At 62.0% G+C, this 13,271-nt stretch carries 14 protein-coding genes; 11 read left to right on the forward strand and 3 right to left on the reverse strand.

Features of this window, described 5'->3' with window-relative positions:
• The first annotated feature begins 35 nt into the window (after positions 1-35).
• Together E4O92_RS18585 and E4O92_RS18590 are read left to right on the forward strand one after the other, a co-directional pair.
• Positions 36-323 (forward strand): hypothetical protein, encoded by a 288-nt coding sequence (locus E4O92_RS18585; RefSeq protein WP_135191143.1) that lies wholly within the window; start codon positions 36-38, stop codon positions 321-323.
• A gap of 134 nt (positions 324-457) precedes the next feature.
• Positions 458-1,357, forward strand: a complete 900-nt coding sequence (locus tag E4O92_RS18590) for a LysR family transcriptional regulator (RefSeq protein WP_135191144.1) — start codon at positions 458-460, stop codon at positions 1,355-1,357.
• A 1-nt stretch (position 1,358) separates the two neighbouring features.
• Here E4O92_RS18590 and E4O92_RS18595 read toward each other — a convergent pair whose 3' ends face one another.
• Together E4O92_RS18595 and E4O92_RS18600 are read right to left on the reverse strand one after the other, a co-directional pair.
• Positions 1,359-1,793, reverse strand: coding sequence for a DUF3597 domain-containing protein (locus tag E4O92_RS18595; protein ID WP_135191145.1), 435 nt, complete (start codon positions 1,791-1,793; stop codon positions 1,359-1,361).
• Between the two features lie 21 nt (positions 1,794-1,814).
• Positions 1,815-2,336 carry a hypothetical protein gene (locus tag E4O92_RS18600; protein ID WP_167759826.1) on the reverse strand — a complete coding sequence of 174 codons (522 nt, stop codon included), beginning with the start codon at positions 2,334-2,336 and terminating at the stop codon, positions 1,815-1,817.
• Between the two features lie 139 nt (positions 2,337-2,475).
• On the opposite strand from E4O92_RS18600, the gene E4O92_RS18605 reads away from it, so the two are divergent.
• The 7 genes from E4O92_RS18605 to E4O92_RS18635 all read left to right on the forward strand — a co-directional run bounded on the left by E4O92_RS18605 (position 2,476) and on the right by E4O92_RS18635 (position 10,691).
• Complete coding sequence (locus tag E4O92_RS18605) at positions 2,476-2,820, forward strand: DUF1294 domain-containing protein (RefSeq protein WP_135191146.1); 345 nt, start codon at positions 2,476-2,478, stop codon at positions 2,818-2,820.
• A 35-nt stretch (positions 2,821-2,855) separates the two neighbouring features.
• Positions 2,856-3,608 carry a glycerophosphodiester phosphodiesterase gene (gene ugpQ / locus E4O92_RS18610; RefSeq protein WP_135191147.1) on the forward strand — a complete coding sequence of 251 codons (753 nt, stop codon included), beginning with the start codon at positions 2,856-2,858 and terminating at the stop codon, positions 3,606-3,608.
• A 120-nt stretch (positions 3,609-3,728) separates the two neighbouring features.
• On the forward strand, positions 3,729-6,338 hold the full coding sequence (gene alaS, locus E4O92_RS18615) for an alanine--tRNA ligase (RefSeq protein WP_135191148.1): 2,610 nt from the start codon (positions 3,729-3,731) through the stop codon (positions 6,336-6,338).
• Positions 6,339-6,652: 314 nt separating this feature from the next.
• Positions 6,653-6,880 carry a sulfurtransferase TusA family protein gene (locus E4O92_RS18620; protein ID WP_135191204.1) on the forward strand — a complete coding sequence of 76 codons (228 nt, stop codon included), beginning with the start codon at positions 6,653-6,655 and terminating at the stop codon, positions 6,878-6,880.
• A 188-nt stretch (positions 6,881-7,068) separates the two neighbouring features.
• Positions 7,069-7,818 carry an electron transfer flavoprotein subunit beta/FixA family protein gene (locus tag E4O92_RS18625; RefSeq protein ID WP_135191149.1) on the forward strand — a complete coding sequence of 250 codons (750 nt, stop codon included), beginning with the start codon at positions 7,069-7,071 and terminating at the stop codon, positions 7,816-7,818.
• 37 nt (positions 7,819-7,855) lie between these two features.
• Positions 7,856-8,785: an electron transfer flavoprotein subunit alpha/FixB family protein gene (locus E4O92_RS18630; protein WP_135191150.1), complete on the forward strand. Its 930-nt coding sequence runs from the start codon at positions 7,856-7,858 to the stop codon at positions 8,783-8,785.
• A 115-nt stretch (positions 8,786-8,900) separates the two neighbouring features.
• The gene (locus E4O92_RS18635) at positions 8,901-10,691 is read left to right on the forward strand and encodes an acyl-CoA dehydrogenase (protein ID WP_135191151.1); all 1,791 of its coding nucleotides are present in this window, start codon (positions 8,901-8,903) and stop codon (positions 10,689-10,691) included.
• Between the two features lie 166 nt (positions 10,692-10,857).
• Here E4O92_RS18635 and E4O92_RS18640 read toward each other — a convergent pair whose 3' ends face one another.
• Positions 10,858-11,514 carry a sterol desaturase family protein gene (locus tag E4O92_RS18640; RefSeq protein WP_167759827.1) on the reverse strand — a complete coding sequence of 219 codons (657 nt, stop codon included), beginning with the start codon at positions 11,512-11,514 and terminating at the stop codon, positions 10,858-10,860.
• 333 nt (positions 11,515-11,847) lie between these two features.
• Here E4O92_RS18640 and E4O92_RS25245 point away from each other — a divergent pair, with 333 nt between their 5' ends.
• Both E4O92_RS25245 and E4O92_RS18650 read left to right on the forward strand, forming a co-directional pair.
• On the forward strand, positions 11,848-12,270 hold the full coding sequence (locus E4O92_RS25245; RefSeq protein ID WP_229483511.1) for a hypothetical protein: 423 nt from the start codon (positions 11,848-11,850) through the stop codon (positions 12,268-12,270).
• Between the two features lie 194 nt (positions 12,271-12,464).
• Positions 12,465-13,265 carry a hypothetical protein gene (locus tag E4O92_RS18650; protein ID WP_135191153.1) on the forward strand — a complete coding sequence of 267 codons (801 nt, stop codon included), beginning with the start codon at positions 12,465-12,467 and terminating at the stop codon, positions 13,263-13,265.
• Positions 13,266-13,271 lie beyond the last annotated feature (6 nt).

Genomic DNA, 13,271 nt, shown 5'->3' on the forward strand with positions numbered 1-13,271 from the left:
TTGCGGACGATGGCGAACCGCCATATCATGACCCTATGGAAGACCGTGTCGAAAAACTTGAGGACGATCTGTCGGCCGTGAAGTCCGACGTGGCAGTCATACGTTCGAACTACGTAACCAAAGAGGATCTTCACAGGTCGAACGAGGGTATTCACAGGTCGATCGAGGGTCTTAACAGGTCGATCGAGAATCTTCACAAGTCGATCGAGGGGCTTTACAAGGAGATCAACACTCAGACTTGGAAGCTTGTCACCTTTGTCTGCAGCTTCGGCACAGCGCTTGTGGCGGCTACGTACTTCATAGTCTCACATGTCAAGCCATAACTTCGCGCTCCCCTAACAACCAAAGCCCCGGCGCCTCCTGAGCCCTCACCAGGAGCCGCATTCCAGCGCTCGCTTTCTGCTAGCATCATGCTCTAACCGCAACAGAGTCGAACCCGGGGAGGGCAGGAGCAGTGATGAGACATCTGCAGATTTATCGCTTCATCGCAGAAGTCGCGCGCCATGGTTCTCTTCGCAAGACTGCCGATCGTCTTCACATCACACCATCGGCATTGACTCGAAAAATTCAAGACTTTGAAGAGGAACTGGGGACACCGGTTTTTGAGCGACTACCCCATGGCATGCGCTTGAATGCGGCTGGAGAACTTCTCCTACGCCACATCCAGGATCAGAGCGCGGATTTCGAGCGGCTGCGCACTCAACTTTCGGACCTCGCAGGCATCCGCCGAGGCCATATCAAGTTGGCCTGTGCCCAAGCCTTTATTGATAGCGTTTTGCCAGACGAAATTGCAGCATATCGGGCGCAGTTTCCGCATGTGTCGTTCTCAGTGGAAGTCCGTGACAACCTCCTGGGCATTAGCGCATTGGCGAACTACGAGGCGGACCTTGCGTTACTGATTGACCCGCCACCTTCCGCAGACATGAGGGAGCTGCTTGTCAAAAAACAGCCCCTCTGCGCAGTGGTGAGCAGATCCCATCCATTGGCGCACATGGAGTCGGTCCGCCTTCGTGACGCCTTTAAGTACCCCATTGCCATGCCCGGCCAATCGCTTGCCCTGCGTACGCTGCTGGACGAAGCGATCTATCGGCACCAGCTTCAGCCTGAGGTAGCAGTGGAATCCGGTTCACTCGAGTTTCTTCGCAACTTTGTTCTTCGAGAATCCGCTGTCACCTTCCTGGCGACGAGTGCAGTACCGCGTGCGGACGAGCGCCTTTGCGCCAGGCCTGTCAGCACGCTGGACATCGATCCCATCAAGGTAGTCCTTGGACAGCTCAGAGGAAGGACTCTTTCAATCGCGGCCGAGAAGTTTGCGGAACAACTAAGCAATCACTTGTCCGACCTGACGGGGTACTAGTTCAAGCCTTCAAATCCGCGGGCACCTTGCCGCCGTTCTCGGCCACCTTGTGCATCACCTGCTTGTGCAGCCAGATGTTCATCGCAGCCGAGTCGTTGGTGTCCCCCGTGTAGTGCAGCTCGGCCGCCAGTTGCTTGCGTGCTTGCAGGCTGCTGTCGAGCCCGAGCAGTTTAAGCAGGTCGACGATCGAGGTCCGCCAGTTCAATTGCTGCCCTGACTGCTTCTGCTTGTTGTCCAGGATTTCTTCGACGTTCACCTGTTGCACCGGCGTTTGCGGCTGTTGTGCCTGCGGCTGCTGCGCCTGCGGTTGCTGCGCTGGCTGCGCAGGGGGCTGAACATTCTGCTGTCCGCCGGGGGCTGCCGCCGGCGCCGCCTGGGTTGCTGCGGGATGACCTGCCGGGAAAATCTTGTGGAAGATATCGCTGAGAATACTCATACTTGCCCTCAAGAAAATTGGTTAGTGACGTCGCTGCTGCATGCCTTGCGCAATGTGGCCCAGCGCGATCGCCAGCGCCGCGCCACCGAGGAACTTCATCAGTTCCGGATGCTGGGAATAGAAGCCGCCCATGTGCTCGACAACGCCCGGATTCTGCTGTTCCGCCTTCGCCGCAATCTGCTGCACCTGTTCCGGCGACACTTGCGCTGCCTGCTCCGGCGTTACCTGCGCCGGTGCCTGGCCGGCGCCAATCAAGTGCGCCAGCCCGCCGCCGGCAAGTGAAGAGAGCAGCCCAGGGCCGGCGCCCGACAGCAAATGATTGAGCATGCCGGCGCGCTGCTCGGGGCTGCCCTGGCTGAACAAGTGGCTGACCATTTGCGCGAATGGCGGCGTCTGGTCCGAGCGCAGTGCCTGGGTCACGCCATGTGCCAGCGTCTCGGGCGGTGCGTTCTGGGCGACCTGTTCGAAGTCTTGCGCAGCCTGCCCGGGATTGGCCGGTGCGGCATTGCCCAGATACTGCTGCAACAGGTTTCCAAGATTCATCGTAACCTCCTTGGGAAAACATTCAGCGAACGATGGTAGGACTATCAGCGTACGCAGTCGGTTCGATAGCGAACCGAGCCTGGGTGGACATGACCGCCAGCTAGCCGGTAAGCTCGCGATTCAATTTCTTCGTTCCTACATGACCTACCTGCCGATCCTTGCCTTTGCCGGCGTCTACCTTGCCGTCGAACTAATCTGGGCTGTACCGCCCGTTGCGGCCGCGGTCTACCTTGGCGCCAGCATCGCCTGCTTCATTGCCTATGCGGTTGACAAATCCGCCGCCCAGTCGCGCCGCCGCCGTACCCCGGAAAGCACGCTGTTCCTGCTGGGCCTTGCCGGCGGCTGGCCCGGCGCCGTGCTGGCCCAGCAATGGCTACGCCACAAATCGATCAAACGTGGGTTTCGCGCGAAATTCTGGCTGACCGTTTTGCTAAACGTAGGAATGTTTATCTGGATCGCCTTCTTGCTCGATCGGCTCAGGTAAGATTTCCCACTGTTGCTGCCAACGAGGAGTCGGACATGTGGCGATACCCAAGGATCCTGGCGCACCGCGGCGGTGGCACGCTCGCCCCGGAAAACACGATGGCGGGCCTGCGTTGCGGCATGGCGCACGGCTTTCGCGCGGTCGAGTTCGACGTCATGCTGGCGCGCGACGGCGTGCCCGTCGTGATGCACGATCCCTTCCTTGGCCGCACCGTGCCCGGCTCCGGCAACGTCTTCGATTACGACGCGCGGGAACTGGCGCGCATGGATGCCGGCAGCTGGTTCGGCACCGGGCATGCCGGCGAACCCGTGCCGCTGTTCGCCGACTTTGCGCGTTTTTGCCAGGCCAACGGTGTATGGATGAACATCGAGATCAAGCCGGCTCCGGGTTATGACCTGCAGACCGGTGCTACCGTGGCACGCATGGCCGCGCAGCTGTTCGCCACCGAGCTTGCCGCAGGCGAGCTGTCCCGCGTGCCCTTGCTGTCCTCGTTCAGCCACGCTGCGCTGGAGGCGGCGCGTGAAGCGGCGCCGCAGTTGCCGCGCGCTTGCCTTATGAGTGACCTGCCGCCCGACTGGCAGCACCGCGCAGAGTCGCTGGAGGCGGTCGCGATCCATCTCAGGCACCGGCACCTGACGAGCGGGCAGGCGCGGCGGGTGAAGGAGGCGGGGTACGGCCTGTTTTGCTACACTGTCAATGATCCGCAACGGGCGCGCGAACTGCTCGTCTGGGGCGTGGACGCCTTTTGCACCGACCGCATCGACCTGATCGGCCCAAGCTTCGCCTGAGTGGTTTTGCAATCGCGTTTTTGAGCGAAACCGGTCAGATCGTCCTGCTGTTGCTGCTTTACAGCTACGCTATAATCGTTTTTTTGAATATAGCGTGCTGCCTACTTCCGCCCGTACAACATGAAATCATCCGAAATTCGCGAAAAGTTCCTCAAATTTTTTGAGTCCAAAGGCCATACCATTGTCCGGTCCAGCCCGCTCGTTCCGGGCAACGACCCGACCATGTTGTTGACCAACAGCGGGATGGTGCAGTTCAAGGACGTGTTCCTGGGCCTGGACACGCGCCCGTACAAGCGCGCCACCACCGTGCAGCGCTGCGTGCGCGCCGGCGGCAAGCACAACGACCTGGAAAACGTGGGCTACACCGCGCGCCACCACACCTTCTTCGAAATGCTGGGTAACTTCAGCTTTGGCGACTACTTCAAGCGCGACGCGATCCATTTCGCGTGGGAGCTGCTGACCAAGGTCTACCAGCTACCGGCCGAAAAGCTGACCATCACCGTCTACTTCGAGGACGACGAGGCGTACGACATCTGGGCTAACGAGATCAAGGTCCCGGCTGAACGCATCATCCGCATCGGCGATAACAAGGGCGCGCGCTACGCATCGGATAACTTCTGGCAGATGGCCGATACCGGCCCCTGCGGCCCGTGCACCGAGATCTTCTATGACCACGGTGCGGAAATCTGGGGCGGCCCGCCGGGCTCGCCGGAAGAAGACGGCGACCGCTTCATCGAGATCTGGAACCTGGTGTTCATGCAGTTCAACCGGGACGAAGCCGGCGTGCTCACGCCGCTGCCCAAGCCGTCGATCGACACCGGCATGGGCCTGGAGCGCCTGGCCGCGGTGCTGCAGGGCGTGCACAGCAACTACGAGATCGACCTGTTCCAGAACCTGATCAAGGCTGCCGCCCGCGAGACCGGCGCGATCGACCTCGAGAACAACTCGCTCAAGGTCATCGCCGACCACATCCGCGCGGCGAGCTTCATGATCGTCGACGGCATCATCCCGAGCAGCGAAGGCCACGGCTACGTCCTGCGCCGCATCATCCGCCGCGCGCTGCGCCACGGCTACAAGCTGGGCCAGACCCGCCCGTTCTTCTACAAGCTGGTGGACGACCTGGACATCGAGATGGGCAAGGCCTATCCGGAACTGGTCGACGCCAAGGAGCGCGTCAAGCAGGTGCTCAAGGCCGAGGAAGAGCGCTTTGGCGAGACGCTGGAAAACGGCATGAAGATCCTGGAAGCGCAGCTGGCCAAGAGCGACAAGGTGCTCGACGGCGCCACCGCCTTCACGCTGTACGACACCTACGGCTTCCCGCTCGACCTGACCGCCGACATCTGCCGCGAGCGCGGCGTGACGCTGGACGAGGAAGGCTTTAACGCCGCCATGGAGCAGCAGAAGCAGACCGCGCGCGCGGCCGGCAAGTTCAAGATGGCTGCCAACGTCGAGTACTCGGGCGAGAAGACCACGTTCGTGGGCTACGAGGTGCTGGAGCAGAACAGCCGCGTGGTCGCGCTGTACGCGCAAGGCAGCGCGGTGCAGGAACTGAAAGCTGGCGAGGCTGGCATCGTGGTGCTCGACACCACGCCGTTCTATGCCGAATCCGGCGGCCAGGTTGGCGACCAGGGCCTGCTCAAGGCGTCAACCGGCGTATTCCAGGTCGAAGACACCCTGAAGATCCAGGCCGAAGTGTTCGGCCACCATGGCGTGCTGCAGTCGGGCGTGCTCAAGGTCGGCGACGCGGTCGACGCGCAGGTGGACAAGGTCAAGCGTGCGCGCACCATCCGCAACCACTCGGCGACGCACCTGATGCACAAGGCACTGCGCGAAGTGCTGGGCGGCCACGTGCAGCAGAAAGGTTCGCTGGTCGATCCGGACAAGACCCGCTTCGACTTCAGCCACAACGCGCCGTTGACGGCTGAGGAAATCGCCAGGGTCGAGCAGATCGTCAATGCCGAGATCCTCGAAAACCACCCGACCCAGGCACATCACATGAGCTTTGACGACGCCGTCAAGCATGGCGCGATGGCGCTGTTCGGCGAAAAGTACGGTGACACCGTGCGCGTGCTCGACATCGGCTCGTCGAAAGAGCTGTGCGGCGGCGTGCACGTGAGCCGCACCGGCGACATTGGCCTCTTTAAGATCGTGTCGGAAGGCGGCGTCGCCGCCGGCATCCGTCGTGTCGAGGCCGTGACCGGCGAAGGCGCGCTGGCATGGGTCCAGGCGACCAACCGCAAGCTGCAGGACGCGGCCGCCGCGCTCAAAACCGGCGCCGACGAGCTGCCGGCGCGTATCGCGCAGGTGCAGGACCAGGTCAAGACGCTGGAGAAGGAAGTGTCGTCGCTGAAGTCGAAACTGGCGTCGGGCCAGGGCGATGAACTGGCTGGCAAAGCCATCGACGTGAACGGCATCAAGGTGCTGGCCGCGACGATGGACGGCGCCGACGTGGCCAGCCTGCGCGAGACCATGGACAAGCTCAAGGACAAGCTCAAGACCGCCGCGATCGTGCTGGCGAGCGTCAGCGAAGGCAAGGTGAGCCTGATCGCCGGCGTGACCGCCGACAGCACCGGCAAGGTCAAGGCCGGCGACCTGGTCAACTTTGTCGCCAAGCAGGTAGGCGGCAAGGGCGGCGGCCGCCCGGACATGGCGCAGGCGGGCGGGACCGATCCTGCTGCACTGCCGCAGGCACTGGCTGGCGTGGCCGGCTGGGTTGGCGAGCGCGCTTGAGCAGCGCCGGTCCGTGCGATGGTTAGCGTTGGTGCCGGCCGATAGCTGGCAGTACCGCTAACTTGGGCGACAATGCGGCCCCATCAACGTCGTTCCCGCGCAGGCGGGAACGGCGTTTTTTCCTTCGGGCCAGACGAGATGCATTGCACATTGGATAGGAAATTGCAAGCCAGATATTGTCGTTGTGACCATGCAACAATTGGTGATATTTCTGCTGCGGTGCGTCATAATCCGCCAATTGGAGTAGTATGCAAACCGTGAGTACCCCTACAGCAGGCCCTGAGATGAGCGCAACCACCCTCGACAACGACACCATGGAATTTCAGAGAGACCTGGACGCGCGCGGGCTCAATTGTCCGCTGCCGATCCTCAAAGCCAAGAAGGCGCTTGCCGAGATGGAAACCGGCGAAGTGCTGCGCATTGTGGCCACCGATTCCGGCTCCGTGCGCGACTTCCAGGCATTCGCCAAGCAAACCGGCAATGCGCTGCTCGCGCACTCGCAGCAAAACGGCGAATACACCTTCTTCATGCGCCGCAAGTAAGCGGCCCGCTGGCGGAGCGCGGCATCGCGCGCCCCGTCCGACCTTTTCCCCCTCGCGCTGACCCGGATTAGAGGACGACCTCGATCAAAAAATCGCACGCTCGTGCTTTTAATTTAGCTCGCAAGCAGTTTTTCTCATATAATCTGGGCATTTCAGTCTGTCACCCATCCATTTTTCAAAGGCACCCCATGAAAGTCCTGGTACCCGTCAAACGCGTGGTCGACTACAACGTCAAGGTCCGCGTCAAGTCCGACGCCAGCGGCGTTGATATCGCCAACGTCAAAATGTCGATGAACCCGTTCGACGAGATCGCGCTCGAGGAAGCGACGCGCCTGAAGGAAGCCGGCAAGGTCACCGAGGTGGTGGCGGTGTCGGTCGGCGTGACCCAGGCCCAGGAAACCCTGCGCACGGGCCTGGCGATCGGCGCCGACCGCGGCATCCTGGTCGAGACCAGTGTCGAGACCGAACCGCTGGCCGTGGCCAAGGTGCTCAAGGCCCTGGCCGACAAGGAGCAGCCGCAGCTGATCATCCTGGGCAAGCAGGCGATTGACGACGATTCGAACCAGACCGGCCAGATGCTCGCTGCGCTCCTGGGCTGGCCGCAGGCGACCTTCGCCTCCAAGGTTGTGCTGGAGGACGGCAAGGTGACCGTCACGCGCGAAGTGGATGGCGGCCTGGAGACCGTGGCATTGACGCTGCCGGCGATCGTCACCACCGACCTGCGCCTGAACGAGCCGCGCTACGTGACCCTGCCGAACATCATGAAGGCGAAGAAGAAGCCGATCGAGACCGTCAAGCCGGAAGACCTGGGCGTGGACGTCACCCCGCGCCTGAAGACGCTCAAGGTTGTCGAGCCGGCCAAGCGCTCCGCCGGCATCAAGGTGCCCGACGTGGCGACCCTTGTGCAGAAGCTGCGCACCGAAGCCAAAGTCATCTGACCGCGGCCGGCCCCATCACATCTCCACAGGAATCATCATGGTCGCATTAGTTATCGCTGAACACGACAACGCCTCCCTCAAGGGCGCCACCCTCAACACCGTCACCGCCGCGCTGCAAGCCGCAAGCGAAGTGCACGTGCTGGTCGCCGGCTCGAACGCCGGCGCGGTTGCCGAGCAGGCTGCGAGAATCGCCGGCGTCTCCAAGGTGCTCGTCGCCGACGCGCCGCACCTAGCCGACGGCCTGGCCGAGAATGTCGCCGAGCAGGTGCTCGCCATCGCCGCGCCGTACTCGCACATCCTGGCCCCGGCCACCGCCTTCGGCAAGAACGTGCTGCCGCGCGTGGCCGCCCGCCTGGACGTGGCCCAGATCTCCGACATCACCCGGGTCGACGCGCCGGACACCTTCGAGCGCCCGATCTACGCCGGTAACGCCATCGCTATCGTGCAGTCGAGCGACAAGGTCAAGGTCATCACCGTGCGTACCACCGGCTTCGATGCCGCCGCCACTGGCGGTTCGGCCGCGATCGAACAGGTCGCCGCGGTCGCGGACTCGGGCAAGTCGGCGTTCGTCGGCCGCGAGCTGGCCAAGTCCGACCGTCCGGAACTGACCGCCGCCAAGGTGATCGTGTCCGGTGGCCGCGGTATGGGCTCGGGCGACAACTTCAAGATCCTCGAGCCGCTGGCCGACAAGCTGGGCGCCGCCATGGGCGCTTCGCGCGCCGCTGTCGACGCCGGTTTCGTGCCGAACGACTGGCAGGTTGGCCAGACCGGCAAGATCGTCGCGCCGCAGCTGTACATCGCGGTCGGCATCTCGGGCGCGATCCAGCACCTGGCCGGCATGAAGGACTCCAAGACCATCGTCGCGATCAACAAGGACCCGGAAGCGCCGATCTTCTCGGTGGCCGACTACGGCATCGTGGGCGACCTGTTCGAAGTCGTCCCGGCACTGGTCAAGGAACTGGGCTAAAAGCATAGCGAGCGTTGAGGGTGCAATGAGTTATCCCTCGACCTTCAAGCACGTCGTTCCCTCATAAGGGGAACGGCGTTTTTTTACGCGTGAAGAGCAGAATTAGGAGACAAAGGTGAGCTACCAGGCCCCTCTGAAAGACATGCGGTTCGTCCTGAACGAACTGGCCGACCTGGCCGGGATTAACCAGCTGCCCGGCTGCGAGGACGCAACCGCCGACACGGTCGAAGCGGTCCTCGAAGAAAACGCGCGCTTCTGCGGCGAAGTGATCGCCCCGCTGAACCACCCGGCCGACAAGGAGCCCAGCTTCTGGCAGGGCGGCGAGGTGACGACCTCCAAGGGCTTCAAGGAGGCGTTCCGCGCCTTCACCGAAGCAGGCTGGCAGGGCGTGCAGCACCCGGCCGAATTCGGCGGCCAGGGCCTGCCGAAACTGGTCGCCACGCCTTGCGTCGAGATGCTGCACGGTTCGAACCTGTCGTTTGCGCTGGTCGCGCTGCTGACCGACGGCGCGATCGAGGCGCTGCTGACCGCGGGCACGGACGAGCAGAAGACGCGCTTCATCGAGCCGCTCATTTCCGGCAAGTGGACCGGCACCATGAACCTGACCGAACCGCAGGCCGGCTCGGATCTCGCGGCCGTGCGCACGCGCGCGGTGCCGCAGGGCGACGGCACCTTCAAGCTGTTCGGCACCAAGATCTTCATCACCTACGGCGAGCACGACATGGCGGAGAACATCATCCACCTGGTGCTCGCACGTACGCCGGACGCGCCGCCGGGCGTGAAGGGCATCTCGCTGTTCATCGTGCCCAAGTTCCTGGTCAACGATGACGGTTCGCTCGGCGCGCGCAACGACGTGCACTGCGTCTCGATCGAACACAAGCTGGGCATCAAGGCCAGCCCGACCGCGGTGCTGCAGTTCGGGGACCACGGCGGCGCGATCGGCACCCTGGTGGGCGAGGAGAACCGGGGCCTGGAGTACATGTTCATCATGATGAACGCGGCCCGCTTCGGCGTGGGCATGCAGGGTATTGGCCTGGCCGAGCGCGCCTACCAGCAGGCGGCGGCGTTCGCCAAGGAGCGCATCCAGTCGCGCGACCTGGCCGGATCAAACGGCCCGGTGGCCATCATCAACCACCCGGACGTGCGGCGCATGCTCATGTCGATGCGCGCCCAGACCGAGGCCGCGCGCGCGCTCGCGTACGTGGGAGCGGGCATCAGCGACATCGCAAACCATCATCCGGATGAAGCCACCCGCAAGGCCAACCTGGCTGTGTACGAATACCTGGTCCCGGTGATCAAGGGCTGGTCGACCGAAATGTCGGAAAACGTCGCGCGCGACGGCGTGCAGGTCCACGGTGGCATGGGCTTCATCGAAGAGACCGGCGCGGCCCAGCACTACCGCGATGCCAAGATCCTGACCATCTACGAAGGCACGACGGCGATCCAGGCCAACGACCTGGTCGGCCGCAAGACCGTGCGCGACGGTGGCGCGGTGGCCAAGTCGATCCTGGCCCAGGTGCGCGCGACCGGGGAGTCGTTGGCTAACTCCGGCAACGACCACCTGCAGGCGATCCGGCGCCAGCTCGCGGCCGGCAGTGACGCGCTGGAGCAGGTGGTCGAGTTCATGGTCGCCAATGCCAAGTCCGACATCAAGGCGGTGTATGCAGGCAGCGTGCCTTACCTGAAGCTGGCCGGCATCGTGCTCGGCGGCTGGCAGATGGCGCGCGCGGCACTCATCGCCCAGAACAAGCTGGATGCGGGCGAGGGCGACGCCGACTTCTACCGCGCCAAGATCGTCACCGCGCGCTTCTTTGCCGACCACATCCTCTCGCAGGCTCAGGGCCTGCGTCACTCGATCGTGGAGGGCAGTGCCGGCGTGCTTGGCCTGCCGGTGGATCAGTTCTGACCGGGCAGGGCGGGGACCGGACGGCTTATTCGCCGTTTCGCTCCCCGTCTGGCCTTCGTTTCCGAAAAGGGGCAATCATTTGCCCCCAAAAATCTCCCGGCAACTGTTCGTCAATGCCATATTCGTCCGGTGGCAGTTTGCCGCGCGGGAGATGTGCTGTTCCGAACTAGAAGTCGAAAATAACCAGGTGCGGTGCGAAATTCTTGTCGTACGCTTCTCGATCGCAGCAGTGGTGCCAGTGATGGAATGTGGGGCTGGCTATGATCCAGCGCAGCGGCCCGTACTCCACCTTGATGTTCGAATGGTTAAGAAAGCCTTGGAAGCCTAGCATTATCGTGTACGCAAGCAGCGGGGTATGGGCGAATCCGAGACTGAAGATCGGAATGAACTGGAAGCAGTCGCCAAGTATCTTGTCGAGCGGATGCAGGCGCACATTGGCAAGCCAATCCATTCGTGTCGACATATGGTGGACCTTGTGCAGTCTCCAAAGCCACGGAGTCTTATGGCAGGCCCGGTGGTAGCAATAAGCCAGGAAGTCTGCTATCAGCACAAGCTCGATGAACTGGAGCCATTCCGGTTGTTGCCCCGCAAATCCACCTGACTGGAATCCCAGTGCCCACCCGAAGAGCAATATTGTCCCAGCGGTGATGGCATCTGAAAAATGGCCGACGAAACACCCAACCAGGTAATAGAGGACATCGGTCATCCAGCCTGGCCGCAGCACGCGCTGCTGACGGAATGGAAAAAAACGTTCAAGCGTCACAAATACCAACGCGAACATTGCAAAGCCCAGAACGATCTCGAGGCTGACGGGCGCAGACATGGGATTTTGCAAATGCAGGAGGGTGACGTACAGCGACGAGCACGAACAATATCCCGTCATGTTATTTGGGATTGACGCGGACGTTATTGGACCATCGTCCAATTGTTCGGGATGGCAAGGCTGGGTCCTTGCACCGTGTTTCCGGCCTCAAAGCTGCTGTGGCGAAAAAATATTCCCGCTTTCATCCTTGATGGTGAGTAAAATTTTCTACAAATATATGTATTGGGGGTTTTATTATTCCTCAAAGCGGCCTCATCCGTCTCGGCTACCTTGTTCGTAAGCCGTGCATGAGCCGCTCGGCCCAAATCTCAACGGCTCGACGAGGAGAGCATCATGGGAACCGATAAGCGTTGCAAAGATGATCATGACCGCGAGAAGCGCTGCCGCGAAAAGTGTCTTGAAGAGTGTCACGAAAAGTGCCGCGAGAAGTGCCATGAGAAGTGCAAGCACCACGACGATTGCGAGGACAGGTGCCATGAGCATGATAAGTGCCACGATCGGGACGAAAAGTCGCATCACGTCGAAGAGCTGGAGAAGACGATCAGGGCACTGTCCGATCAGCTGGCCCACTTCGGGCGCGGCCACCACCTGCAGGAACTGCAGCGCATCATCCGCCAACCTGGGTGGACCACGCGGGCCGAGTTCGCTTTCGTGAACACCATCCTCGACCACATCAGCGTTGAAGTGCGCGCGCTGGAGCGGCTGCAGGCTGACCTGGTGGAAGCCAGCCGCAAGGTTGAAAAACGCTGCCACTAAAGCGAGAGGCGCCGGGCTTTCGGTGAGTCAGCTCAGGCGCCACTTATACTCCTCCAAGGGCAGCCCGCCGGGCTGCTTTTTTTCTTCCAGCACCTTCACTTTAGCTTGAGGTAGCTTAAACGGAGCGCCGGGGCCCGCCCCGTAAAATCGTCGCCACTCGCGCTCATCCACGTTTTTGATGCGATCTCCGGACGATGCCGGAACCGGTGGTCGCGCACTCCTTCGCCAAACGATCGCAGCCGTTTTCAGGGCCCGGCATTGCTCGCGCCTATGGGTCGCTGCGCCTTTGCGATGCGCCCGCCGCTGCCATAAGAACGCCCGGACGAACGCGTTTTTTCCATTTGAAGAATATTCAGGAGCTACGCATGTTTTCGATTGTTCGCAGCATTCGGCTGCCCAGGATTCTCGCGTTTTGTTCGTTGCTGCTGCTGGCAGCTTGCGGTGGCGGTGGCGGGGGAAGCGCCCCGCCCAACCCGGATCCACCAGCGCCGTCGCCAACGCTCGGACTTGCTTCCACCTACACCGACATCGGCGAAGGCATGACCCTCGGCCAGGAGCATTGGGGGAGCGGCAGCGGCACCGGCCAGCCGATCGATGGCATACAGTGCGTGAACAGCGAGGCTTACCATATCCACTCGATCGTCTCGATCTACCTTAACGGAACACGCCTGGCATTGCCGGCCGAGATAGGGCTGAAGGGCTGTACCTACGAAATCCATACGCACGATGAAAGCGGTTTCGTGCACATGGAAACCGAGGCGGCGAAAAAATTTACGCTCGGGCAGTTCTTCTCGGTTTGGGGGCAGGCGCTCGGCACCAGCGAAGTTGCCGGCCTGACGGGGATAATTCGTTTCTATCTGATCGACAACGAAACCGTGACCCCATATACCGGCAACCCGGCCGACATCGAATTCGCCTCACGCCGCGAAATCGCGATTGTCGTCGGCACGCCGCCGGACGCATTGGTGCGGCACCGCTGGCCCGCCGGAATGTGATCCCTG

Origin of the sequence: Massilia horti, from assembly GCF_004614195.1 — a bacterium.
Lineage (GTDB): Bacteria > Pseudomonadota > Gammaproteobacteria > Burkholderiales > Burkholderiaceae_D > Telluria > Telluria horti.